This is a genomic window from Pseudomonas sp. SH10-3B, assembly GCF_019891415.1.
In the GTDB taxonomy this organism is placed as follows: domain Bacteria; phylum Pseudomonadota; class Gammaproteobacteria; order Pseudomonadales; family Pseudomonadaceae; genus Aquipseudomonas.
In genome coordinates this window covers 188544-210969 of record NZ_JAFLXD010000002.1, presented here as the reverse complement: position 1 = coordinate 210969, position 22426 = coordinate 188544, and the positions used below count along the sequence as shown (strand labels likewise).

Genomic DNA, 22426 nt, shown 5'->3' with positions numbered 1-22426 from the left:
CTTCAACCTATAGCGCAGGAAGTGAAGCCTTTGTGAAAAGGCTGTCGCAGTTTCGTACGCCTCAGGCGCGCCGTATGAAACTGCGCATGGTCTGGCCTGCATGCGTCTTGAATGAGAGCGGCCTGGGCATACCCTCATCCGCAGCAATGAACACAAACGTATCCCCTTCGAGGCGATAGCTGGCGGGCAAATGCTTGCCAGCGTCATCCCCTATGCTGTCCACCCAGGTAATGCTTTTGGGTGCGGTCGTGCTGTCGAGGAAAAACCGGCCCTCCAGCAATACCTCACCACTGACGGTCTTTACCTCGAAGCGGTCGCCGGCAATCGTGGTGATCGCCCCCGGCGCGCTGTGCGCATCCACGGGGTTGAGTACGCCACTGTCTTCCAGCGAGGTTTGCTCCCAGGCACCTTGGAGCGCCTGAAAGTCGGGATCTGAAATAGATGACATGTAATTTCCTTTTTCCATGGAGGTGAACGCTGCGCATTGAGGCGTTCGATGAGTACATTCTGTGGACAGCTTTTCACAATTGTTGATTAACTTTTGGTTACAAACTATGGCTAAATAACTGCCAATGGCCACGAGCCGGGTTGTATTCAGCCGCTGGTGGCAAACGTGTGAATTGTGATTTCAGGTACTGCTATCCATCCTCGGCCGTCGTGGGCACGCAGGTGCAGTCTGTTATCTTCTGACGTGTGACGAAATTCCTTGAAACTGATCATTGTTGTTCTCTATGTGGCCTCTATTGCGTATGTACACCTGCGTGGTCGGGTGCGACACACACTGGGCCGTCAGCTCAGTGATCATTCGACCTTCCTGGCCCCGATCAACTGTTTGCTGTACCTGTGCTCCAGGCTCCCCGGCAGACCTTACCTGTCGCTCAGTGATTTCCCCGACCTGAGCCCGCTGCAGACGCATTGGAAGGATATTCGCGAAGAGGGCCTGAACCTGATGCGGGCGGGCGAAATCAAGCGTTCCGACCAGTACAACGATGTGGGCTTCAACTCGTTCTTCAAATCTGGCTGGAAGCGCTTTTACCTGAAATGGTACGGCGAAAGCCACCCTTCGGCGATGAAGCTGTGCCCGCGCACCACTGAACTGCTGCAGAGCATTGGCTCGATCAAGGCGGCCATGTTCGCCGAGTTGCCACCGGGGTCCAAGCTGGTGCGCCACCGCGATCCCTATGCCGGCTCCTACCGTTATCACCTGGGCCTGGATACGCCGAATGATCCCGGTTGTTATATCAATGTGGACGGCGAGCACTACTACTGGCGTGACGGTGAGCCGGTGATGTTCGATGAGACCTACATCCACTACGCCGAAAACACCACACAGCAGAACCGCATCATCCTGTTCTGCGATATCGAGCGGCCGATGAAGTATCGCTGGGCTGCCGCGTTCAACCGGTGGTTCAGCCGTCATGTCATGGCTGCCGCAGGTTCGCCCAATGACGCCGGTGACAAGACCGGTGCACTCAACCGTGCATTTACCCGGCTGTACAAGATTCGCTTGCGCGGCAAAGCGTTGAAAAAACGCAACCGCACGCGTTATTACCTGGAAAAATGGGCGATCTTCGCCGTATTGGCACTCATCTTTGTGCTGATTTGAGATCGACCTGGGCGCGCGTCACTCCGGTGGGGTGGCGCCCAACTTGTCCCACATCTTCTCGCTGAGTTTTTGCCGATTGGCATACCCGGCCCACGGATCAACCTTCAGCCCCTGCAAGCGTTGGTGCAGGTTGGCCACCGTCCATTGCTGGGCACCGCGCAAGCCGGTCAATTCCTCGCGGCTGACCGGTACCGATACAGGCAGCCCTGGGCGTGCGCGGACCGAATAGGCCGTCACCGTGCTTGCGCCTCGCGCATTGCGCAGGTAATCGATAAAGATCTTGCCGACGCGGTTTTTCGGCCCGGAGGTCGCGGTAAAGCGCTCCGGCAGTTGCTCGGTCATGAATTGGGCGATGGCTTTGGCAAAGGCTTTCACCGTGTCCCAGCCATCCCGACGCGCCAACGGTATGACCAGGTGCAGGCCTTTGCCGCCGCTGGTCTTGACGAACGCGTCGAGCCCCAGCTCGTCGAGTACCGACAGCGTGAGCTGCGCGGCCTCCAGCATGGTTTTCCACGGCAGCGCCGGGTCCGGGTCAAGGTCCAGCACAAACAGGTCCGGGGTTTCGATCTTATCCGAGGTGGCGCCCCAGGTATGCAGTTCGAGGGTGCCCATTTGCACGGCCCCAATCAGCGCCTTCGTACTGTCGATTTCCATCAGGCGCGCATGGCCTGGATCCAGTGCCGGGTCCAGTTGCTTGATATTGGGAATCGCCAGGCGCTCAGCGTGCTTCTGGAAGAACTGTTCACCCTCGATGCCTTCCGGCGCCCTGAGCAGGGACACCGGGCGATGGTGCAGGAAGGGCAGGATCCACTCGCTGATACCCTCGTAGAACTGCGCCAATTGCTGTTTTTGCGTGCCGCTTTGCGGGTCGATGACGCGCTCGGGGTGAGTGATGTTCACGCCTGCGCTGGGCTTGCGGGCTTTCACGGCATTGAGGGATTTTGCCGTGCGCGGCTGTTCATGGATGATCTGCGCGGCGGGCTTGTCGGTTCGCAACCCAATGAAGGCCGCCTGGCGCACCACGCCTTCACGGGTCCACTCGGCAAACTGCACTTCGCCGACCAGGCGCGGCTCTACCCAATGCACACCACGGGCCTGGGTACTGGTGAGGGGCTTTTCCAGGGGCGATGCCTTGCGCTCCAGCGGGGTGAGTTGGGCGTAAATGTTTTTCAATGAGGCCTGGTCGAATCCAGTGCCCACCCGCCCGGCGTAGACCAGCCCGGAATCGTCATTGACCGCCAGCAGCAGCGCGCCAAATCCGCTGCGCGAACCCTGGGGCCGGGTGTAGCCGACGATCACGAATTCCTGGCGCAGGCGGCATTTGAGCTTGATCCAATCGGTATTGCGACTGGAGACGTAGGGGCTGCCCTTGCGCTTGCCGATCACGCCTTCCAAGCCCAGGTCGCACGCGCTTTCGAAAATGTCGCGCTGGTTCGCGGCAAACGCTTCGGAGAACCGCAGCAGTTTGCTGCGGCTGCCAGACAAGGCCTCTTTGAGTGCGGCGCGACGCGCCTCCAGCGGCACCTGGCGCTGATCGCTGCCGTCTAGAAACGGCGCGTCAAACAGGTAGTAGACAATGTCCAGGCTGCGGCCGATATCAAAGGCATTTTGCAGCGCCTGAAAGTCCGGCAGGCCGTCGCCATTGAGGCTGACCACCTCGCCATCCAGCCAGCTGTCCTTGAGTTTGAGCGCGCGCAGGGCCTTGGCCTGGCGTGGCAGGCGTTCGGTCCAGTCGTGGCCGTTACGCGTACACAGGCGAACCTCGCCGTCGTGTATACGTGCGAGCATGCGGTAACCGTCGAACTTGATTTCATACTGCCAATCGCCCTCGGGCGCACGGTCTACCAGGGTTGCCAATTGCGGCGCGAATTGCTCGGGGAGGGCGGTGGCGTGTTTCGCCGGTTTGGCGCGCGGCTTGGCCTTGGGTTTGCCGACCGATGCGTCACTGAGCACGCTATTTGGCTGCGCCTCCACAATGTTGTAGTCGTCCGCCGGACGGGCCTGTTGGTCGTGTTCCTTGATCAGCAGCCACTGCTCCTTGTCGCCACTGCCCTTGAGACGCGTACGCACCAGCGCCCAGGCGCCGGTCAGTTTCTCGCCGATCAGGGTGAACTTGAGTTTGCCGGCGGCGTAGGCCTTGTGCGGGTCGTCATGGGGTTGCCACACGCCACGGTCCCACACGATGACATCCCCGGCACCGTATTGGCCCGCTGGAATGTTGCCTTCGAAACTGCCATAGCCCAGCGGGTGGTCCTCCACATGCACCGCCAGGCGTTTCTGGCTGGGATCCAGGCTCGGCCCCTTGGGCACTGCCCAACTGAGCAACACGCCGTCGAGCTCCAGGCGAAAGTCATAGTGCAGGTTGCGCGCATCGTGCTTCTGGATCACGAAGCTCAGCGCCGACGCCTTGGATTTACGGTTGGGCGAACTGCCTGCCGGTTCGCTGGTGATGTGGAAATCGCGTTTGCGCTGATATTCGCTCAGGGGCTTTGCCATGGGGCTCTCCGGCACATCGCAGGCTCAAGAGGCGTGTTTGCGCGCTTTTTTCGCGGCCGGTTTTTTGCTCGTCGGCTTGCCCGCCAGGCTGCGCTTGAGCAGCTCGGTCAAGTCGATCACATCGGCTGACTTGCGCTCTTCGCTGCCTTCCTGGGATTCGACGTCTTCGATCTTGCCGGCCTTGGCCTTCTTCGCCACCAGCGCCATGATTTTTTCCTGGAAACTGTCGCGATAGTCCTCAGGCTGCCAGTCGGCGCTCATGTCTTCCACCAGGCGCTTGGCCATGTCCAGCTCGCCCTTGGCCAGGCTGGGTTTGGTCACGTCGCTGGGCAGTTCCAGTTCATCCAGGCTGCGCACCTCGGCGGGCCAGCGCAGCATCACCAGCACCAGCGCCGACTCCAGGGGCATCAGCGCTGCCAGATGCTGCTTGGTGTGCAACACCACATTGGCCAGGGCGACCTTGCGGGTTTTCTTCAAGGTTTCGCGCAGCAGCGCGTAGACCTTGCCACCGCGTTTGTCCGGGGCCAGGAAGTAGGGCGTGTCGATGTTCTGCAGGGGGATCTGGTCGCTGGCGACAAAGGCGATGATCTCGATGGTCTGGGTCGATTTAGGGTGGGCTGAGCGAATTTCCTCTTCGCTGAGCACCACGTAGCGGCCTTTCTCAAATGCCACGCCCTTGACGATATTCTCCTTGGTGACCTCCTTGCCGGTGGTCTTGTTGATGCGCTTGTAACCCACCGGGTCCATGCTGCGCTTGTCGAGCCAGTCGAAATCCACACCCTGGGCGGACGTGGCCGAGACCAGCGAGACGGGGATATGCACCAGGCCGAAACTGATAGCGCCTTTCCATATTGCCCGTGGCATAAGTGCGATTCCTCTAAGCAAGTGGCTGTGTTCGGCTGACTCGACAGGTGCGTGAAAAGTTTCCCTGGACAGATGCGCGGACAGATCGTGTTACACCTGTTCAGAAAGTATTTAGTTACCAAACCCGAACCCCGGGCGTAGCGTGTTATCGAAAGCAGGTACTCCTCGCCCCAGAGAGGCTTTGTCATGATCACCCGTGTGCGTCACCTCGCAGTCCTGGCATTGGGTCTGGCACTTGCAGCCACCGCCCAGGCGCAGAACCTGCCTGGCAACAATAACGCCAACAACGGCCCCATCCACCGGGCCAACCCCAACAGCATGCAGGGCACCCAGCCCAATGCGCCGGCGATTCGCGGTATCCAGACCGCGCCTGCCACCCGCACGCCGACCCTGGAAAACGGTGGCATCGGCAACCGCTATCCCCAGCGCGAGGCCGCGCCCAGCCGCCCGGCTACCGACACCAAAGCCCCCACTTATGATGCCAACGGCAATCGCCGGTAAGGACTTGTCTTATGTTTCTACGCAAAACCCTGTTAGCCGTTCTGTGCGCAACGACCCTGACGACCGTTTACGCCGCCGATGCCCAGCAGTTCCCCAGTGAGCAAGGCAGCATCAGCGTCACCCCGATCGCCAAAGGCCTCGACCACCCGTGGGCGCTGGCGTTTCTGCCGGACCAGCAAGGCTTCCTGGTCACCGAACGCCCGGGCCGCCTGCGTGTGGTCAGCCCGGATGGCAAGCTCTCGGCGCCGTTGAGCGGCGTGCCAGAGGTCTGGGCCAAGGGGCAGGGCGGTTTGCTGGATGTGGTGCTGTCGCCTGACTTCAAGCAGGACCGCATGGTCTACCTGTCATACGCCGAAGGTGGCGGCAAAGGTGGCACGGCCGGTACGGCGGTCGGTCGTGGACGCTTGGCGGCGGACCTCAGCGGCCTGATCGACTTCAAGGTGATCCTGCGCCAGGAGCCGAAACTGTCCACAGGCAATCACTTCGGCTCGCGCCTGGCCTTCGACCGCGATGGCTACCTGTTCGTGACCTTGGGAGAAAACAACGACCGGCCGACGGCCCAGGACCTGGACAAACTGCAAGGCAAGGTCGTGCGCATTTACCCGGATGGCCGTGTGCCCGATGACAACCCCTTTGTCGGCCAGCAGGGCGTGCGCCCCGAGATCTGGTCCTACGGCCAGCGCAACCCGCAGGGCCTGGCGCTGAACCCGTGGAGCGGCACGATCTGGGAAAACGAGCACGGGCCGCGTGGTGGGGATGAGATCAATATCATCGAGCGTGGCAAAAACTACGGTTGGCCACTGGCGACCCACGGCATCAACTATTCCCTCACGCCAATTCCGGAGGCCAAGGGCAAGACGGCGGAGGGCACCGTGGCGCCGCATCATGTGTGGGAACAGTCACCGGGCATCAGTGGCATGGCGTTTTATGACGGCGACCGTATCAAGGCATGGCAGCACAACGTGTTCATCGGCGCGCTGGCCAGCCAGGAACTGATCCGTTTGCAGTTCGAGGGTGACAAGGTGGTCCATGAAGAGCGTTTGCTGGGTGGGCTGAAGGCGCGGATTCGCGATGTGCGGCAGGGGCCGGATGGCTTTTTGTATGTGCTGACGGATGAGGATGATGGCGTGTTGTACCGGGTCGGGCTTAATCAGGATTAAGCGATAAGCCGCAAGCCTGAAGCTTCAGGCTTGCGGCTTCAAGCTACAGCCCCAGCTCCGACAGTCCCGGATGCTCATCCGGGCGTCGACCCAGCGGCCAGTGGAACTTGCGCTCGCTTTCCTTGATGGGCAGGTCGTTGATGCAGGCAAAACGATTGGCCATCAGGCCGTTCTCGTCGAACTCCCAGTTTTCATTGCCGTAAGAACGGAACCAGTTGCCGGCGTCATCGTGCCATTCATAGGCATAACGCACGGCGATGCGGTTGTCGGTGAAGGCCCACAACTCTTTGATCAGTCGGTAATCCAGTTCCTTGGCCCATTTGCGGGTGAGAAAACCCTTGGCCTCTTCGCGGTTATGGACGAATTCGGCGCGGTTGCGCCACTGCGTGTCCAGGGTGTAGGCCAGGGATACCCGTTGTGGGTCGCGCGAATTCCAGCCGTCTTCGGCCAGGCGCACCTTTTCAAGCGCTGATTCACGGGTAAACGGCGGCAACGGGGGACGTGTTTCTGCGGTAGATGACATGGTCTGGCTCCTGTTAAGACGAAGTTGCGTGAAGCCCCAATAACGTTTGCGCCATGCGTTGCGCGTTATCGGCGGCCGTTGAATCGCCCATGAGCAGGGCAACGGTAATGGCGCCATCGATCAGGATCAGCAGTTGCGCGGCCTGCCGTTCGGGGTCGGGGGTGCCGTGGGCTTGGCACAGTTCGAGCAGATACTCGAAGAGTTTCTGTTTATGCGCCTTGGCCAGCAGGCGTACCGGGTTGTGCGGGTCGCCGGTTTCACCGCTGGTGTTGATAAACGCGCAGCCGCGAAAATCCGCCGAACCGAACCAGGCCTTGAGCGCATCGAACAGGGCGAGCAAGCGTTCGCCGCTGCCATTCACATGTTCAACTTCGCTGCGCAGCCAATGCATCCAGCGCTCGTCGCGGCGTTGCAGGGCTGCGATGACTAACTCGTCTTTATTGGCGAAGTAACGGTAAATGCTTTTTCGCGAGACACCGGCGGTTTTCACCAGGAAGTCCATGCCCGTGGCGGCGATGCCATGGCGATAGATCAACTTCTCGGTGACGTCGAGGATAATGTCGCGGGTGTCGCTGCAGGTTTTGTCGTTCATGCTCATGAAAGTAGAACGATCGTTCTTCTTGGTCAACAAAATTTTCTGCTTGGCGACAGCAAGACCTGAGCACCCCCATGGTGTAAGCTCGGGGCCTCTTCGGATTCGACCCATTGCGAGCCCTATGCCGTCGTTCTTCAAACGCTCCCTGTTGCCCAAACTGCGCGGTTTCCCCCTCACTCCTGACGCCATTGAGGTGCTGTCCGGTGCTGATGCGTATCGTCGCTGCCTGCTGGAAAAAATCCCCCAGGCCACCCGGCGCATCTACATCGTTGCGCTGTACCTGCAGCAGGACGAAGCGGGGCAGGAGATCTATGACGCCCTGCACGCCGCCAAGGCCGCGCGGCCGGAGCTGGACATCGTGGTGGTGGTCGACTGGCTGCGGGCCCAGCGCGGCTTGATCGGTGCCGGCAAGCAGCCGGGCAACAGCGCCTGGTACCAGGCCATGACGCAAAGCCATGCCAGTGAAGTGCCGGTGTACGGCGTGCCGGTGCAAACCCGTGAGCTGTTCGGCGTGCTGCACCTGAAGGGCTTTGTGATTGACGACAGCGTGTTGTACAGCGGTGCCAGCCTGAACAACGTGTACCTGCACAAGTTCGATAAATACCGCTTCGACCGTTACCACCTGATCCACAGCCAGCCCCTGGCCGATTCGATGCAGCACCTGGTCGAACACGGCCTGGTGGCCTCCAAGGCGGTGCACCGCCTCGACCTGCCGAACCCGCCCACCACCCGCAGCCTGCGCAACGATATCGGCGACCTGCGCAGTCGCCTGAAGCACGCGGCCTACGACACCACGGCAGGGCAGTTGCCCAACGGTCACCTGTCGGTCAGCCCGTTGCTCGGGGTGGGCAAGAACAACCCGTTGAGCCGGGTGATCCTGGAACTCATCGCCAGTGCCCAGCAGCAACTGACCATCTGCACGCCGTATTTCAACCTGCCGTTGCCGGTGACCCGGGAAATCAACCGCGCCCTGGCGCGCGGGGTCAAGATCGACATCATCGTCGGCGACAAAACCGCCAACGACTTCTACATCCCGCCCAGCGAGCCGTTCAAGGTTATCGCCGCACTGCCTTACCTCTACGAAATCAGCCTGCGCCGCTTTGCCAAGCGTCATCAGTCGATGATCGACAGCGGCCAGTTGAACCTGCACCTGTGGCGCGACGGCGACAACACCTACCACCTCAAGGGCATGTGGATCGACCAGCGCTATACGTTGCTCACCGGCAACAACCTCAACCCTCGGGCGTTCCGCCTCGACCTGGAAAACGCCTTGCTCGTCGATGATCCACAAGGCCAGTGGCTGGCGCCACGACGTACGGAGCTTGCGCAGATTTTCCAGCACACCACGCGGATCGAGCGTTACCAGGATCTGCAAACCCTGGTGGATTACCCCGAAGCGGTGGGCAAGTTTCTCCGCCGGGTCAGCCGGGTGCGGATCGAGCGATTGTTGTATCGAATCCTTTAAGCCGCCGGATGAAATCATCGGCAACGCAACGGTAAAGGGCGTCGGATAAGGCTTACATCAGCCTCGGATAAGCGGCCGTACATTGCCTCTCACAGTCCACGGATGGGCGGACCCATTTTTTTATGGACCCTTCCGAGAGGGCAATGATTATGTTGATGCACCTGTCGAGCAACCGCTCCCCTATTCCTGCAGTTGTCCTGCCCCCCACCGCACTGCCGGCCGCCCCTGAGCCCGCATGGACCCAACCAGCCTCCCAGCGTACGCGGCGTGCCATTGACGATGCGCCTGTCGCAGCGGGCGATCCATGGACACGACTGCCCCACCAGGATCCTGGCCGCACGCCCGCCGCCGACGCCCAGTTGGCTGAGCGTATCGCTGCCGCACAAGGCATGGGCAGCACCATGGTTGAGGTGCCCCCGGACAGTCGCCCCGGCCCTGCACTGCGCCTGTACCAGCAGTTACTGAACCGGCCAGCGGTGCAACAGTGGATTGCCGACCAGCGCCTTGAAACTGCGACCCTGACCTTTCATCGCGACCATATCGAGGGCTACGCCAGCCACAATGGCGTGCGTGCCGCGGTCAGGTTCAGCCTGACCGACAACTCCGGCTGGAACGAGGTGTCGCGGACCTTAAGGCCGATCCTCGAACAGCTGGACCCTGCGGACCAGGGGTTGCCCTATATCGGTCGGGACGACGGATTGTGGTTGCCGCGCGAAAGTGTCGGCCAGATCAACGTCGATAATCTTGAGCAGGCGTGGCAGGTGATCAGCGAACTGGAGGAGCGCGACGCTCTGGCCGATCGCCTTGAAGCCGAACTTGAAAAACTGCCGGACATTGCGCGTACGGACTGGTCGACCCACACGGCTGATACTTCGCCGGCATCACCGTTACTCCGACATAGCCAGGCGGCGGTGGCGCATTTGCAGCGTTTTGTCGCGCGTCCTGAAATGCTCAGCCTGCTGGAGCGCGAAGGGTTCGCGTGGCCTGACGCGCCGTTTCGGGTGTCTGAAGGCCGGTTTGAGCGCCTGAGCCCGGTGGGTGGTTGGGTGGATCTGACCCGCTACGTGGAAGCAGTGGCTGAACTGGGTGATGAACTCCAGGCGTTGGTGGCGCTCAGCGTGCCGCTGGGCAACGCTTTGTACTCGACGCCACGCCACGACATCCGCCAGCTCCTGGATTTCAAGGGCCTGGACTCGCCGGGCAGCGTGGCGCAAACGCGTAATGTGATTGCCTGGCTGCGCACCACTCTGCCGCCGCCGGCTCCGCTGGGGGACTACGGCGCACTGATGACGCAGGACTGGCAGCCCGGCACCCTGACCCAGGAAGATCAACGGCATGTCCGCGCGATGGCCGAGATTCGCCTGGGCGGCGCCCAGCCCCGCGGGTTCAGTGCGTTGTCGGGTGTTACCCAGCAGGCGCTGCGGGCCGATCCGCAGGCCCATCTGGACAGGCTGCTCGACAGCCCCGACGCCTTGGCATTCGGCGAGCAAATGGCTGCTGCGCTGCGCTGGCAGGAGGGGCAAGGCGCTGCTGCAACGCTGCCCAAGACGCTACGCCAACAGTTGGTGATCGCCGCGATCAAGCTGCAGGTTGACCCGGCGATGCCCGGCAAACCCGGCGAAATCGCGGGCTACTCGATCTATCAGCCAGCGAACATGGGCCGCACGTTTGACCAGGTACGCCGGGATATCGAGCGCCACCTCCAGGACAATAAAGGCCTGGACCCCAAGCTGGCGGTGCTGGCTGCGCACCTGTGCCTGGCACAGGCGGCGCCGGAAATGCTGGTGCGCGACGTGCCGGCGTCGGTGCACATCGGCACTCCGGCCTGGATGGAACTGCGCCTGGGTTGCGCACTGGCCGATCACAACGCGCCGGGTACGTCCCGGATGATGAATGAACAGCAGGTCACCGCCTTGACCACCCTGGTACCTACCAGTGACGGGCAAGCGAAGTTGATGCAACTCAATGCCCTGAAAATCATCGCTGATTGGGGGGTGTTGAACGGCAGCATCGGGCAGCGCACCGACGGTGAGTATTCTCAGCAGGATATCCAGGGGGCCGCTCGGGCATTCTTCAAACAGCGCGAAGACGCCGCGAGCGCCTTCACCAGCGCAAGCGCCGAGCTGCCGACGCGCAAGGCACTTGCCGTCAAGGAACTGCTGCGCGTGTTCCGTGGTACGACGCCGGCCGAGCTCGAAAGCATGACCGTGTACCTGGCCAGCGCCGACGATCGTCGCAACCTGCCGATCACCGAGCCGCGCAGCCGTTCGTTGGTGGAAACCTACATGACCGGCGACCTGACGCCGGGCAAGTGGGTCCTCAGCGAAGACATGCCGGCAGCGCCCCCTGCGGCGAAAACACCCTACAAGCCAGTCCGTGTGCCGCAGGTGAGCGAGGAGGCGCGGGCCAGGCTTGATACGCGTATTCGACGCTTGCCCGAACTGGAGGGATTGCTCAAGACCACGGTGCTCCAGCACCAGAAAAAACTTCAGGAGGCCTACGCCACCAAGCTCAAGCTGATGTTTGCCGAGTTGCCTCTGGAGGATCGCAAGTTGCTGGAGCTGGGCAAGGTCGAGCTCTTCACCTTACGCGCGGAAACCGGGGTGACCCAGGCCAGGGAAACTGACGCACTCAAAAACGCCCGCAGGGCGCGCCAAGGCACCCTGATGCGCGTGGAGCATGGACCCAAGGTGGTGTATTTCGAGGTGTTCGCCAACGGCAAGATCATCAAGCGCACGGATTTGCCCGAAGCGCTTGAACTTGACGGCGTCATTCGCCGCGAGCGCTTTCCATCACCCCACGCTCCGGTATATCTACCGATGGTGCGCGGCTCGCAAATGGACCTTGATTTCGACGCCTATCGCAACGGCTCTCATCCTGATCCCAATGCGGTGTCTCAGGCGGTGATCGTCGAGGCGCTGGGCAGTGCGTTTGCTGCGCAGCAATTACCCCCGAGCCATACGCTGCAATCGTTCGTCCCGGACACCTACAGCTCGCGAAAAACGGCGAGTATTGTCAACAGGATCGCCAAGGACAACTTTTACGAGCCCGCCGAGGCCATGTTGCAACGCGCAAGCGAGGCACTGCCGCTGGAGCAGCGCCGTGAAGCACGTGCACGCGATCATGCCTTTATATTGGGGTTCGTGCCGTTCGTGGGGGCGTATCAGGAGTTCAGGCAAGGCAATATCGGCACAGGCCTGGCCACGCTGGCGCTGGATGCCGTCGGCGTGGCCATTGGTGCGGGCGGTCAGGCCCGAGCGCTGATCCGTTCGGCAAAGGCCTTGGTGCCCAGTCGCCTGACTCGGCTTGTTGCAACGCTCAAACCGTCTGCGGCTACGCTGTCACCGCTCAAGCCTGCCGCGAGCTTCAGCGACCGTGCGTTTGATTTCATCAAACAGTCGGGCTTGTTTACCAGCGCAGCGTTGAATCCGTTGGACGGTTATCCGCAGTTGATCAATGCCGCTACCAAAGGGTTGGTAAAACTGCCGGCGCTTATGGCCGGGGGCGCGCTGAAGTGGGGCAAGGTGGCGCCGCATCTGGTGACAGCCGAGGAGAAGTTGCGTGCCTATATGCTGATTGCAGCTGGGCAGGCGAGCGACACAGCGGCGCCCGTGGTGACACCGACAGTGGGCACGGCCGGGCGTTATCAGGAGGTCGACACGCACGCCACACAATACAACGGCCGCTGGTATGCGATTGACCCGCGCAGCGGCGCGCCTTTCGGCACGCCACTGAACGGTTTCCAGCCAGCTCGTTGAGCCGAGACCTGCCGCGCCCGGTGCGGGAGGTGAGATCAGTTCAGGCCGAGCTTGCCGCGCAGGGTCGACAGGTCTTCGGCCAGGGTGTTGACCGGGCCCACCAGCGCCTTACGGTCGTTTTCCTTGACCTTGTCGTAGGTCTCGAAGCCACCGTCCTTGGTCTTGTACTTGGCCAGGATCTTGTCCACGGCGGCGAAGTTCTTGTCGACCTTGGCCAGGAACGCCTTGTCCTGCTTCTCAATCTGGCCACGGAACAGGTCGACGATTTTCTTCGCGCCGTCGATGTTGCCCTGGAAGTCATACAGGTCGGTGTGGCTGTAGCGGTCTTCTTCACCGGAGATCTTGGTGGCGGCGACTTCTTCGAGTAGCGCCGCCGCCCCGCCGACGACTTTCTCCGGCGGGAAGGTCAGGCCGTCGACACGGGTTTTCAGGTCGTTGACGTCAGTATTGAGCTTGGCCGTCAGCGCTTCCAGGCCCTTGGTCGAGTTCTGCGAGAACAGCGCGTACTCGATGCGGTGGAACCCGGTGAAGTCTTCGGCGGTTACGCCTTTTTCGTGGTCGTCGACACGCGAGTCAATGGACGCATCCAGGTCGCTGAACAGCTCGGCGATCGGCTCGATGGATTCATAGTGCACACGGGTCGGGGCGTAAAGCTTCTTGGCGGTGGCCAGGTCGCCTTTGTTGATGGCGTCGGTGAACGCCTGGGTCTGGGTGACCAGCTCGCCGATTTCCTCGGTCACGTAGATCTTGTAGTCCGACACCGGGCCTACCAGGTCCAATGGTGCGGTAGCGGCAAACGCTGCCAGCGGCGAAAGGGTCATTAACAACGACAACGCGATAGTCGACTTCTTCATGGGACGTTTTCCGCTCTGGTGTGGTTTAGGTGTTGGCAGTGGTTTGAGGGTGCGTGGCAGCGAGCAGCGTGCGCCCAATGAAATCCTTAGGTCCGGTGACCCCCGGCAAGGTGAAGAAGTACCCGCCGCCGACCGGCTTGAGGTATTCCTCCAGGGGCTCGCCGTTGAGCCGCGTTTGCACGCTGATAAAGCCTTTCTCCAGGTCAGCCTGGTAGCAGATGAACAACAGCCCCATGTCCAGCTGACCGTTTTTATTGACGCCGTTGGAGTAGTTGAACGGCCGGCGCAGGATCAGGTTGGCCTGGGTCTGCGGTGTGCGCGGGTTGGCCAGGCGGATATGGGCATCGAGCTTGGTCAGCTTGCCTTGCGGGTCCTTGCTGTAGTCGGGCACCTGGGATTCTTTCTGGCCATCCATGGGCGCGCCGGTGGTCTTGACGCGGCCGATGATGCTTTCTTGCTCTTGCAGGGGCGTGCGGTCCCAGCGTTCGACGAAGTTGCGGATAATCCGCACCGCCTGATAGCTGCCATTGGCGGCCCAGGCCGGTTCGTCGCTGCCAGGTTGGACCCATACAATCTGGTCCATGGCCTGGTTGTCGTTGGAGTTCGGGTTGGCCGAGCCGTCGCGGAAACCGAGGAAGTTGCGCGCGCTCTGCGCCGGCTCTCCGGGTTTACTCGGCGCCTGGGGCGGCACGCTGCCTTCCTGTTTCCAGCGCACCAGCAGCAGGTCGGGCAGGTTTTTCACGATGTCGCGCAGGGCGTGGATATTGGTGTCCGGGGTGTTGGAGCTGAACTGCAGGCTCAGGTCGCCATGGCACTGCGCCGGCTCCAGTGCGTCGTTGGGAAAACCGACCATGCGGCTCAGGCGCTTGGGTTTGACGGCAGCCAGGCCGAAACGCTCATCGAACAGCGATTCGCCGACCGATACAGTGATGGTCAAGTTATCCGGCGTGACCACCGGGCCGAGGATGCCGGAGTCGGTGGGCGGCAGTTTCGGGTCGACCTGGGGCACGGTGCCGCCGGTCATCAGGAAGCCGATGCGCTCGTTCAAGGTGCGGAACAGACGCTCCAGGTCTTCGCGGTCGCTGGCCAGGACATCGAACGCCACGAGCATGCCGCAGGCCGGGCGCGGGGTGACGATGCCGCTTTGGTGCTTGCCGAAGAAATCGTGGTGGTCCTGGGTCTTGTCGCTGCGCGGTGCGGTGGTGACTTGCTCGGCTGCCGCCGCCATGGCCGGGCAGGTCAGGGTGCTGCCGGCGATGGCAGCACCGGTGGCGGCCATGCCCAAGAGGACACGGCGGCGTTGTGCTGAAAACTGTTCTGAATCACTCATGTGTGCGGTCGTCTTCACTGCAGGCCGGAGAGGCCAAGGGCGGGGTCGATTCCATCGAGTGCGGCGGCCAGAGCCTTGGCCTTGTCGGCGATCTGCTTGCGCTGATCGGCGGTAACGCTGTCGTACGTGGCGTAGCCTTTGTCGAGCTTGAAACCCTGGAGCTCGGCATCGAAGGCGGCGAGGGCGCTGTCGACTGTCGGCAGCAGCTCGGCGGCAGACTTGGTCAGCAGCGGACGCATCAGCTCGACCACCTTGTGCGCGGCCTCCAGGTTGGCGGCGAAACCGTTCAGGTCGACGTGGCTGTAGCGCTCTTCTTCACCGCTGATGGCGCGGACGTCCGCCAGGCTGTTGAGGTTGCGCACCACGATGCTCACCAGTTGTTCCGGCGGCAGCGACTGCGCCAATAACTGCTGTTTGAGGGTGGTGACATCCGTTACCAGGCGCTGTGCAATCGGCGCCAGGCCATCAAGGCTGCGTTGCTGGAACAGGCTGTATTCAAGGCGATGGAAGCCGCTGAAGGCCGGGTCTTGCTCACGCTTTTCAAAGTAGTCGGCACGGGCGTTGATGGCGTTGTCCAACTCGGCCAGGCGTTGGGACGCTGGGGCCAGGCGCTGGTAAGCCTCACGGGCCGGCACGTACAGCGCTTGAGCCTGGGTGAGGTCGCCGGCGTCGATGGCCTGTTGCAGGGCGGTCACCGCCTTGACCAAGGCACTGCCTTGGCTGCTCAGGTAGACGCGAAATTCCGACAGCGGGCCGATAAACGCCACCATCGACGGCTTGGCCTTGGCCTGGGCATCGGATTCAGCGGTCGGCGTCACATGCAGGGTGCCGCGCGGGTTGCTCAACAGGCCGCAGGTGATCGCATAGTCCCCGGGCAACAGGTTGGCGTTGATTACCTGGCTCAGGCCGGGGGCGATGTTTTCGCGCTCTTCGACCACCAGCACGCCGTCGAGGATTTCCCATTCCACCGCGCGGTCGGAACGGTTGATGATGCGAAAGCTCGCGCGCCCGGCCGGAACGGTCAATGCATTGGGCTCGCAGGCGTGGCCATGGATGGTCACGGCGATTTCATTGTGGTTGGTCTGGCGCTTGCTGGCCGCCAGTTGCGAGGCGTAATAGAACAGGCCACCGGCGGCGATCATCACGACCACCGAGCCCGCCACGGCCCAGCGCAGGGCGCGGGGTGGCGAAGCCGGTTGGGGAGTTGGGTTGGACAAAGGACGGTCCTTACTGGCTGGAAACGGAAGAAGATGTGGCGGCCGGCTTGGCCGGTGCCGCAGGCAGGAAGAACATCACCAGTGCCACCACCAGGTAGATCAGGTAGGCGCCAAGGGTGCTGATGGTCGGGGCTTCCTGGTAGCCGAACATGCCGGCCAGCACCGAACCGAGCGGGCTGTCCATCGGCAGCACGGCGCTGAAATCGAACAGCACGGTCTGCAAGTGGTTCCACACGCCTGCTTCGTGCAGGGCCTGCACCGAGTTGGCCAGGATGCCGGCGGCCACCACGAGGATGAACAGGCCTGTCCAGCGGAAAAACGCGCCGAGGTTCAATCGCATGCTGCCGCTGTAGATCAGGAAGCCGACGATGATCGCCAGGATCAGGCCGAGCAGGGCGCCAATCGGTGCGCCTGGCCCTTCGCTCTGCTGGAACACGGCCAGCAGGAAAAACACGGTTTCCAGGCCTTCGCGGGCCACGGCAAAAAACACCATCAGGATCAGCGCGGTCACTTGGTGTTTGGAGCCGGCCAACGCGTGATCAAGGGATTCGTGCAGCGAATGCTTGATGGAGCGCGCGACCTTGCGCATCCAGAACACCATGGAACTGAGAATGCCCACGGCGACCAGACCGACGACGCCTTCAAACAACTCTTGCTGCTTTTGCGGAAATTCAGCACTGACCAGTTCCAGGCCACCGCCCACCAGCAAGGCCAGCGCAGCGGCAAGAAACACGCCGATCCACACGGCGGGCATCCATTGGCCACGGCCGGTCTGTTGCAGGTAGCTGGCGATGATGCCGACGATCAGCGCGGCTTCAATGCCTTCGCGCAGCATGATTAAAAAGGGAACAAGCATCGGGCACCGCAGCTAAGTAGATAGGAAGCTAAGTTGTAACATAATGATACTCATTGCTAAACAGGAAATCTTGACGATTGCTGAACAATGGCTGAACGGTGGTGGCGAATCGCAAGCCACCTTATGATGCACGGCATCTAGAGTGCCGCCGGATTGCCCAACGTCCCATGTCGGAAAAAGACACCATCTCCCTCCACCTCGTGCGTGAAGCCTTGCTGCAGAGCTGCGCGCCTGGGGCGGCCACCGTCGAAGCCTTGAGCAAGGTCGGGATCGATCCGGCACTGCTGGAGCAACCCGACGCCCGTGTTCCGGCCACCGCCTACGCACGGTTGTGGCGTCTGCTGGCAAGGCGTCGGGACGATGAGTTCTTCGGCATGGACCCGCGCGCGCTCAAGTCCGGCAGCCTCGCGTTCCTCTGTCGCGCCGCCATGGCGCAACCGAGCCTGGCGGCCGGTCTGGAAACCGCCTTGGGTTTCCTCTCGCTGATGCTCGAACACCTGCCAGCCCAACTGGTGCGTCAACAAAGCCTGGCGGAAATCGTGTTGCACGAACCCGAGCCTGAACCCAATCGCGCCTTCACCTATTTCACCTACTGGATGATCGTGCACGGCGTCGCTTGTTGGCTGGCAGGGCGGCGCATCCCGATCCTGGCGATCGAGTTGCGTTGCCCGCAGCCGGATTTTTGTGACGATTACCGGGTGATGTTCTCTGACAACCTGCGTTTTGATCGGCCGCGCACGCGCATGATCTTCTCCGCCGAGTGCCTGGACCTGCCGATCAAACGCACTGCCGAAGAGCTCAAGCGTTTTCTCGCCCACGCGCCCGCCAACATCCTGGTCAAATACCGCGACCCCGACAGCCTGGCCACCCGTATCAAGCATGACCTGCGCCAAATGCCCCCCGAGACCTGGCCTGAAACCGAGGGCCTCGCGGCCACGCTGTGCATCTCCGCTTCCACGTTGCGCCGCCGCCTGGCGGAAGAAGGGCAGAGCTATCAGGGGCTCAAGGACAGCGTGCGCAAGGAACTGGCGATTGTGTGGCTGGCTGAACCGCAGATCAGCTTCGCCGAAATTGCAGCGCGGCTGGGGTTTGCCGATGCCAGTTCGTTCTACAAGGCGTTCCGTAAGTGGGTGGGGTCCAATCCTGGGCATTACCGCAGCTTGATCCTGGGGGAATCCCGTTGAACGGCGCATTGGACTGCTGACGGCCAAGATTTTTCCGATCCCATCCATTCGTTTTCCGGGGCAGGGTAGACGCTCTTCAAATTTTGAAAGCGAGCCCCCCTGATGCACAAGGTCGTTGCTACGGCTGAACCTGTTGTAGTGGGTCCCCTGTCCTCCGTCACCGGCATTCAGCCAGATCGTTCCCTTGAGGTCATCCGTCCGGAGCCCTGGCTGCGCGCTTCGACGCTGGTCCATCACATCCCAGGCCAATTGCAGGGCATCAGCGATTTTTCACAAGCCATGCTCGACAAGGCGGTACTCAATGCCCGCAATCAAGAACGCTGGATCGTGGCCTTGGAGCACTGGGTGCAGGGCAAGGCGGATCAGGACAGTATCGACCTCGCTGACATCCGTTTCTCAACGGTCACCGGATCTGCGCTGGCTACCGACGTCCAGCGTGGGCGCAAGGCCCTGGGCGCTTTGGCGAATCGTCCAGGCATGCAGGGGGTCTGGCGCGAATATGGAATCGACCGCCAAACCGCCCCTCTACGCCTCTTCGATGGACGTTTGGAGGCATTGGGCAGTGCAGGGCGCTGGATCGATCTGAGCGGCGCCGTATCAGCCCAGCCAGACTTGAAGAAACGCTTCGACCGGCTGCTGAAAATCGCGCAGAACACCGGCCATATTCTGCACTCCACGGGCGAGGTCGACGCGTTGCAGACACTGCGCGTGATGCTACCCAAAGCAGACGGGCAGGACGTACCCCGCTCGGTCAAGGACATTCGCAATCTGATTGGCTGGCAGCGTCATCCGTTACCGTCCAGCCCGCCGATGGGCAACTACACCGGGCCTTGGCTGGGGCTGGACTCGCCTCTGAGACTGAGCCTGCAAGACCGCAAAACGCTGGTTGAGGCCTTTGACCGCTTCGTCGGCCCGCAGTGGCTGGATAAGCAGCAGTCTCTTTCCGGTAACGTCGATGCGCACATGCTTAGACTGTTACGCTCCCAGAAAAAGCTCAATGCGTATCGCCAGCATCGTTTGCTGGAGGGGTTGAAGGTGTCCCGCGATGGTTTTCGCGAACAGCAATTCAATCAGTTGCTGATCACCGCGCACCTGTTACGCATTGATCCGCACCTGGGGCAGCAGCGAAACCACGTGGCGGGTTATGACCTGTACTCGGTACAAAATACCGGGCTCAAGATGGCCGATGTCCGCGAAGACCTGCATATGCACCTGATGCGCAGCAAGGGCGTGCATCCGGACGCCGTGGACATGGTGAGCCATTTATTCCTGGCGACTGCCGCGCCGGAATTTCTGGTGCGGGATATCCCTGACACCCTGCACATCGGTTCTCCCGCCTGGCTGGTGTTGAGGAAAACCGTTGCCCTGCTTGAAATGCACGCGCCAGGATCGAGTCGGACCCTGACGTATGCTCAAGTGCTGGAGCGCGCGCTTCTCCAGCCTCCCACACCCGCACTGGTGCCGTTGTTCCAGGCGGCCGAGGCCGATCCGTTGCTGGATTGGAGCGTGCTCAACGGGGTGATCGCGCGCCGTGCGGATGACCGTTACACCGTGGAAGATCTGCGCAAGAGCGCTGAGAAATACAAAAACTATATCGAGACCACTGAAAAGGCCACGGCGGCTCTGCAGACCCTGCCCGTGACGCGCAGAGCCTTGGCCCAACCGGACCTCAAGGCGGTGTTCCCGGAACGGGACCTGGACAAGCCCGTGCAAAGAGACACTTATCCGATGCCCTTTTTCATGGCTGATCCCTCGCATGAATTGAGCTTGATCGACCTGCATATGATGGGGGTGCTGAAGAGCGGTGAGTATGCGCAAAAAGTGGCCAAAGGTCCCTTTGGCGGGACGACGACAGCATTGGGCGGGGACCTCGCTGATCTGCAAGCGGGTTTTAATCGGCTTCGGTTTACCAAAGACGAGCTCAATCGGTCTGTAAGGTCGGGTGTCGACGCGTTCAGTTCGGCCATCACGACACGTCTCAAGGACCTTTTCAGCAAAATGCCCCATCAGGACCGACAAGTGCTGGAGCGAGAAGAACTGACGTTTTACCGGGTGGAGGGCGAGTCCATCACCGCTGAGGGAAAGTCCATCAACGGTGCCGATGAACAAACGGAACGGGTCAAGGGGCGCTATGGTTTTATCGTCCAGGCGGGACAGGGTGAGGACGCAAGGTGTTTCGAGTTTTGGCCCCAGAGGGGCGAGTACTTCGAGCGTCCCGCATTCCTGAAGACACTGGCCCAAGGCGAAGCGGTCGTGCCCCGTGTGTGGGTGACAAAACTGCAATCCCATGCCGATGGCCATGGGGCTGGGGAGTCCCAGGTACAGATACGAGCCTTGCGCGAAACCCTGCCGGCCGGCAGCGGGCGCGGATCGTTGGCAGACGGCGGTTATTTTTCGCAGAAAACCAGGGATTTTGCCGCCTATGTGCGGCGCCATGATCTGGTGCTCAATCGCCAGGACCTCCTGGACTCCGCCATGGGTGCGACGCCGCGCGAGCGTTTCGCGGCGCGTACGCAGAAAGCGGTAACGACCATTGAAGACCTGCTTATTCCGTTTAAGGGATGCTACGACGACATCGCCTCCGGTCGTGTAAAGACCGACCTGGGCGCGCTTACCGGCTGTGCGCTCGACGCCGTGATGATGGGGTCCGTGGTCGCTGGCGAGGTGGTTGAAGGGGCGCAGGCTATCGGGCGGGCAGAAACCCTATCGTCCAAGGTGTCGGCGGCTACTAGAGCGTTCGGCACGCTGAGCAATAACCTGTTCAATCCTGTTGCGGGTTTGGAGCAACCGTTACGGGAAGGTTACGAATGGTTGAGCAGCCGCAGTGTTCATCGTCTGGACAGACCGTTGGGTGAGCTCCGTGCGACCTGGAAGACCACGATGAAGGAGCAACTGAATGCCCAGCCGGTTGCCACTGAACGTCCCCGGAAAATGCGCAGGCCATCCGTTGAGGGTGAGCAATCGCGTCCACACGATTCGGCTCAACTGCCGATCCTGAAAACTGCCGAAGCGACCACCGCGACACCTGCGCTTGAACAAAGCCGCCAAGCCATTGAACGAGCACTGCCCATCGCCCGGGAGCGACTCAATGGCGCCTTGAGTACGTTGTCCGATCCTGAGTTCGAAAAAGACCTTAAATTCGTCTGCAAAACCTTCTTCGGCGCGGATTCCGAGGAAGCCTTGGCGGCCTTTGCGCGCAAGCAGCGCACGATGAAAGTGGATTTGGATAAGCTCGATCTTTCCAACATCAATTTCCTCGAAAACGAGGGCACGGAGTGGCAGGCCCAACTCCTGCCGTCGTCCTATAGCCGCTACAAAGCAGGCAACCTTCAGGAAAAATACATTGAAGTGAATGTGGACGGCGCCACGCACTATTACCGCTACATGGGGCGTAGCGACGACGCCATGGCCAACACCCTGATCCACGAGCAGGCCCATGGTTTCCCCGGCGATGAGGATTATGTCTATTCCGGCGCGATCAAAGGCGGACGCGAGGACATTGCAGACCTGCTCAACCTGGGCAACACCACGGACCCCAAACATTTTCGCCACTTGGGTGACGAGGTGCAGGAGGCGACCTTGAGCTTGTTCGCCAAGACGCCCCAGGCGCATAACGCCGACTCGACCCTGTTCGGCATTGCGTTGCTGGACCAGGCTAAAAACAACCGGGCGTTGTACGAGGAAAATGTGAAGGCGATTCAACAGGCACTGGACAAGGCCAAGGCCAATGGCGGCGTGATTACCGAACACTTGCCCGTCAGAATCATTCGCAAGCGTGCAGTCAGCAGCGCTCCTTTGCCGCGCTTTGTACTGATGCGCCACGACCAGACGGGCAACATCGTCCAGGTGCTGGAGCGGGTCCCCCGGCCGGTGGTGCACGGTCGTCAAGCACCGCGGACTGTGAGTGATGTTGTTCAAGAGGTGTTCAAGTGGCATTGAAGCGCATGTTCGAATGCATAGGGTAAAAACGGCTTGGATGAATCGCAGATCGACTTCGGCGAAATGATCGGGAGGTTG

Annotated in this window: 16 protein-coding genes; 7 read left to right on the top strand and 9 right to left on the bottom strand. The window is 61.3% G+C overall.

Annotated elements, in window-relative coordinates; genetic code table 11:
* Window positions 1-61: 61 nt before the first annotated feature.
* A complete protein-coding gene (locus J1G35_RS02895) occupies window positions 62-448 on the bottom strand; it encodes a TIGR03067 domain-containing protein (protein ID WP_223013394.1) in 387 nt (128 codons plus the stop codon).
* Between the two features lie 258 nt (window positions 449-706).
* Here J1G35_RS02895 and lpxO point away from each other — a divergent pair, with 258 nt between their 5' ends.
* Window positions 707-1606, top strand: coding sequence for a lipid A hydroxylase LpxO (gene lpxO, locus J1G35_RS02890; protein ID WP_223013365.1), 900 nt, complete (start codon window positions 707-709; stop codon window positions 1604-1606).
* A gap of 18 nt (window positions 1607-1624) precedes the next feature.
* Here the strand turns inward: lpxO and ligD are convergent, their stop codons facing one another.
* Window positions 1625-4102 (bottom strand): DNA ligase D, encoded by a 2478-nt coding sequence (gene ligD, locus J1G35_RS02885; RefSeq protein ID WP_223013357.1) that lies wholly within the window; start codon window positions 4100-4102, stop codon window positions 1625-1627.
* Window positions 4103-4126: 24 nt separating this feature from the next.
* Window positions 4127-4966, bottom strand: coding sequence for a Ku protein (locus J1G35_RS02880; RefSeq protein ID WP_053130425.1), 840 nt, complete (start codon window positions 4964-4966; stop codon window positions 4127-4129).
* Between the two features lie 186 nt (window positions 4967-5152).
* Here J1G35_RS02880 and J1G35_RS02875 point away from each other — a divergent pair, with 186 nt between their 5' ends.
* A complete protein-coding gene (locus J1G35_RS02875) occupies window positions 5153-5467 on the top strand; it encodes a hypothetical protein (protein ID WP_053130428.1) in 315 nt (104 codons plus the stop codon).
* Between the two features lie 11 nt (window positions 5468-5478).
* On the top strand, window positions 5479-6627 hold the full coding sequence (locus J1G35_RS02870) for a PQQ-dependent sugar dehydrogenase (RefSeq protein ID WP_053130432.1): 1149 nt from the start codon (window positions 5479-5481) through the stop codon (window positions 6625-6627).
* Between the two features lie 43 nt (window positions 6628-6670).
* On the opposite strand, the gene J1G35_RS02865 is transcribed toward J1G35_RS02870, so the two are convergent.
* Both J1G35_RS02865 and J1G35_RS02860 read right to left on the bottom strand, forming a co-directional pair.
* Window positions 6671-7150, bottom strand: a complete 480-nt coding sequence (locus J1G35_RS02865) for a nuclear transport factor 2 family protein (RefSeq protein WP_223013355.1) — start codon at window positions 7148-7150, stop codon at window positions 6671-6673.
* A 13-nt stretch (window positions 7151-7163) separates the two neighbouring features.
* Window positions 7164-7742: a TetR/AcrR family transcriptional regulator gene (locus J1G35_RS02860; RefSeq protein WP_223013451.1), complete on the bottom strand. Its 579-nt coding sequence runs from the start codon at window positions 7740-7742 to the stop codon at window positions 7164-7166.
* Window positions 7743-7866: 124 nt separating this feature from the next.
* Here J1G35_RS02860 and pssA point away from each other — a divergent pair, with 124 nt between their 5' ends.
* Complete coding sequence (pssA, locus tag J1G35_RS02855) at window positions 7867-9210, top strand: CDP-diacylglycerol--serine O-phosphatidyltransferase (RefSeq protein ID WP_053130438.1); 1344 nt, start codon at window positions 7867-7869, stop codon at window positions 9208-9210.
* Window positions 9211-9353: 143 nt separating this feature from the next.
* Window positions 9354-12968 (top strand): hypothetical protein, encoded by a 3615-nt coding sequence (locus tag J1G35_RS02850; RefSeq protein WP_223013353.1) that lies wholly within the window; start codon window positions 9354-9356, stop codon window positions 12966-12968.
* Window positions 12969-13003: 35 nt separating this feature from the next.
* On the opposite strand, the gene efeO (J1G35_RS02845) is transcribed toward J1G35_RS02850, so the two are convergent.
* From efeO (J1G35_RS02845) to efeU, 4 genes are read right to left on the bottom strand one after another with little or no spacing between them, the layout of a single operon-like run.
* Window positions 13004-13822: an iron uptake system protein EfeO gene (gene efeO, locus J1G35_RS02845; RefSeq protein WP_131696467.1), complete on the bottom strand. Its 819-nt coding sequence runs from the start codon at window positions 13820-13822 to the stop codon at window positions 13004-13006.
* 25 nt (window positions 13823-13847) lie between these two features.
* Window positions 13848-15152, bottom strand: coding sequence for an iron uptake transporter deferrochelatase/peroxidase subunit (gene efeB / locus J1G35_RS02840; RefSeq protein ID WP_223013351.1), 1305 nt, complete (start codon window positions 15150-15152; stop codon window positions 13848-13850).
* A gap of 14 nt (window positions 15153-15166) precedes the next feature.
* Window positions 15167-16369 carry an iron uptake system protein EfeO gene (gene efeO, locus J1G35_RS02835; protein WP_223013349.1) on the bottom strand — a complete coding sequence of 401 codons (1203 nt, stop codon included), beginning with the start codon at window positions 16367-16369 and terminating at the stop codon, window positions 15167-15169.
* Between the two features lie 10 nt (window positions 16370-16379).
* Window positions 16380-17225 (bottom strand): iron uptake transporter permease EfeU, encoded by an 846-nt coding sequence (efeU, locus tag J1G35_RS02830; RefSeq protein ID WP_053130449.1) that lies wholly within the window; start codon window positions 17223-17225, stop codon window positions 16380-16382.
* A gap of 167 nt (window positions 17226-17392) precedes the next feature.
* Here efeU and J1G35_RS02825 point away from each other — a divergent pair, with 167 nt between their 5' ends.
* Entirely contained in the window at window positions 17393-18409 is a 1017-nt protein-coding gene (locus J1G35_RS02825; RefSeq protein WP_053130452.1) for an AraC family transcriptional regulator, read from the top strand.
* Between the two features lie 102 nt (window positions 18410-18511).
* Window positions 18512-22348: a hypothetical protein gene (locus J1G35_RS02820; protein ID WP_223013347.1), complete on the top strand. Its 3837-nt coding sequence runs from the start codon at window positions 18512-18514 to the stop codon at window positions 22346-22348.
* The last annotated feature ends 78 nt before the right edge of the window (window positions 22349-22426 follow it).

Excerpts from the sequence above, each read along its gene's own strand:
- J1G35_RS02860 (WP_223013451.1), bottom strand. The coding sequence starts at position 7,742 with ATGAACGACAAAACCTGCAGCGACACCCGCGACATTATCCTCGACGTC.
- J1G35_RS02870 (WP_053130432.1), top strand. The coding sequence starts at position 5,479 with ATGTTTCTACGCAAAACCCTGTTAGCCGTTCTGTGCGCAACGACCCTG.
- J1G35_RS02895 (WP_223013394.1), bottom strand. The coding sequence starts at position 448 with ATGTCATCTATTTCAGATCCCGACTTTCAGGCGCTCCAAGGTGCCTGG.
- ligD (WP_223013357.1), bottom strand. The coding sequence starts at position 4,102 with ATGGCAAAGCCCCTGAGCGAATATCAGCGCAAACGCGATTTCCACATC.
- J1G35_RS02880 (WP_053130425.1), bottom strand. The coding sequence starts at position 4,966 with ATGCCACGGGCAATATGGAAAGGCGCTATCAGTTTCGGCCTGGTGCAT.
- efeB (WP_223013351.1), bottom strand. The coding sequence starts at position 15,152 with ATGAGTGATTCAGAACAGTTTTCAGCACAACGCCGCCGTGTCCTCTTG.
- J1G35_RS02875 (WP_053130428.1), top strand. The coding sequence starts at position 5,153 with ATGATCACCCGTGTGCGTCACCTCGCAGTCCTGGCATTGGGTCTGGCA.
- efeO (WP_131696467.1), bottom strand. The coding sequence starts at position 13,822 with ATGAAGAAGTCGACTATCGCGTTGTCGTTGTTAATGACCCTTTCGCCG.
- J1G35_RS02850 (WP_223013353.1), top strand. The coding sequence starts at position 9,354 with ATGATTATGTTGATGCACCTGTCGAGCAACCGCTCCCCTATTCCTGCA.
- efeU (WP_053130449.1), bottom strand. The coding sequence starts at position 17,225 with ATGCTTGTTCCCTTTTTAATCATGCTGCGCGAAGGCATTGAAGCCGCG.
- J1G35_RS02865 (WP_223013355.1), bottom strand. The coding sequence starts at position 7,150 with ATGTCATCTACCGCAGAAACACGTCCCCCGTTGCCGCCGTTTACCCGT.
- J1G35_RS02825 (WP_053130452.1), top strand. The coding sequence starts at position 17,393 with ATGTCGGAAAAAGACACCATCTCCCTCCACCTCGTGCGTGAAGCCTTG.
- J1G35_RS02820 (WP_223013347.1), top strand. The coding sequence starts at position 18,512 with ATGCACAAGGTCGTTGCTACGGCTGAACCTGTTGTAGTGGGTCCCCTG.
- pssA (WP_053130438.1), top strand. The coding sequence starts at position 7,867 with ATGCCGTCGTTCTTCAAACGCTCCCTGTTGCCCAAACTGCGCGGTTTC.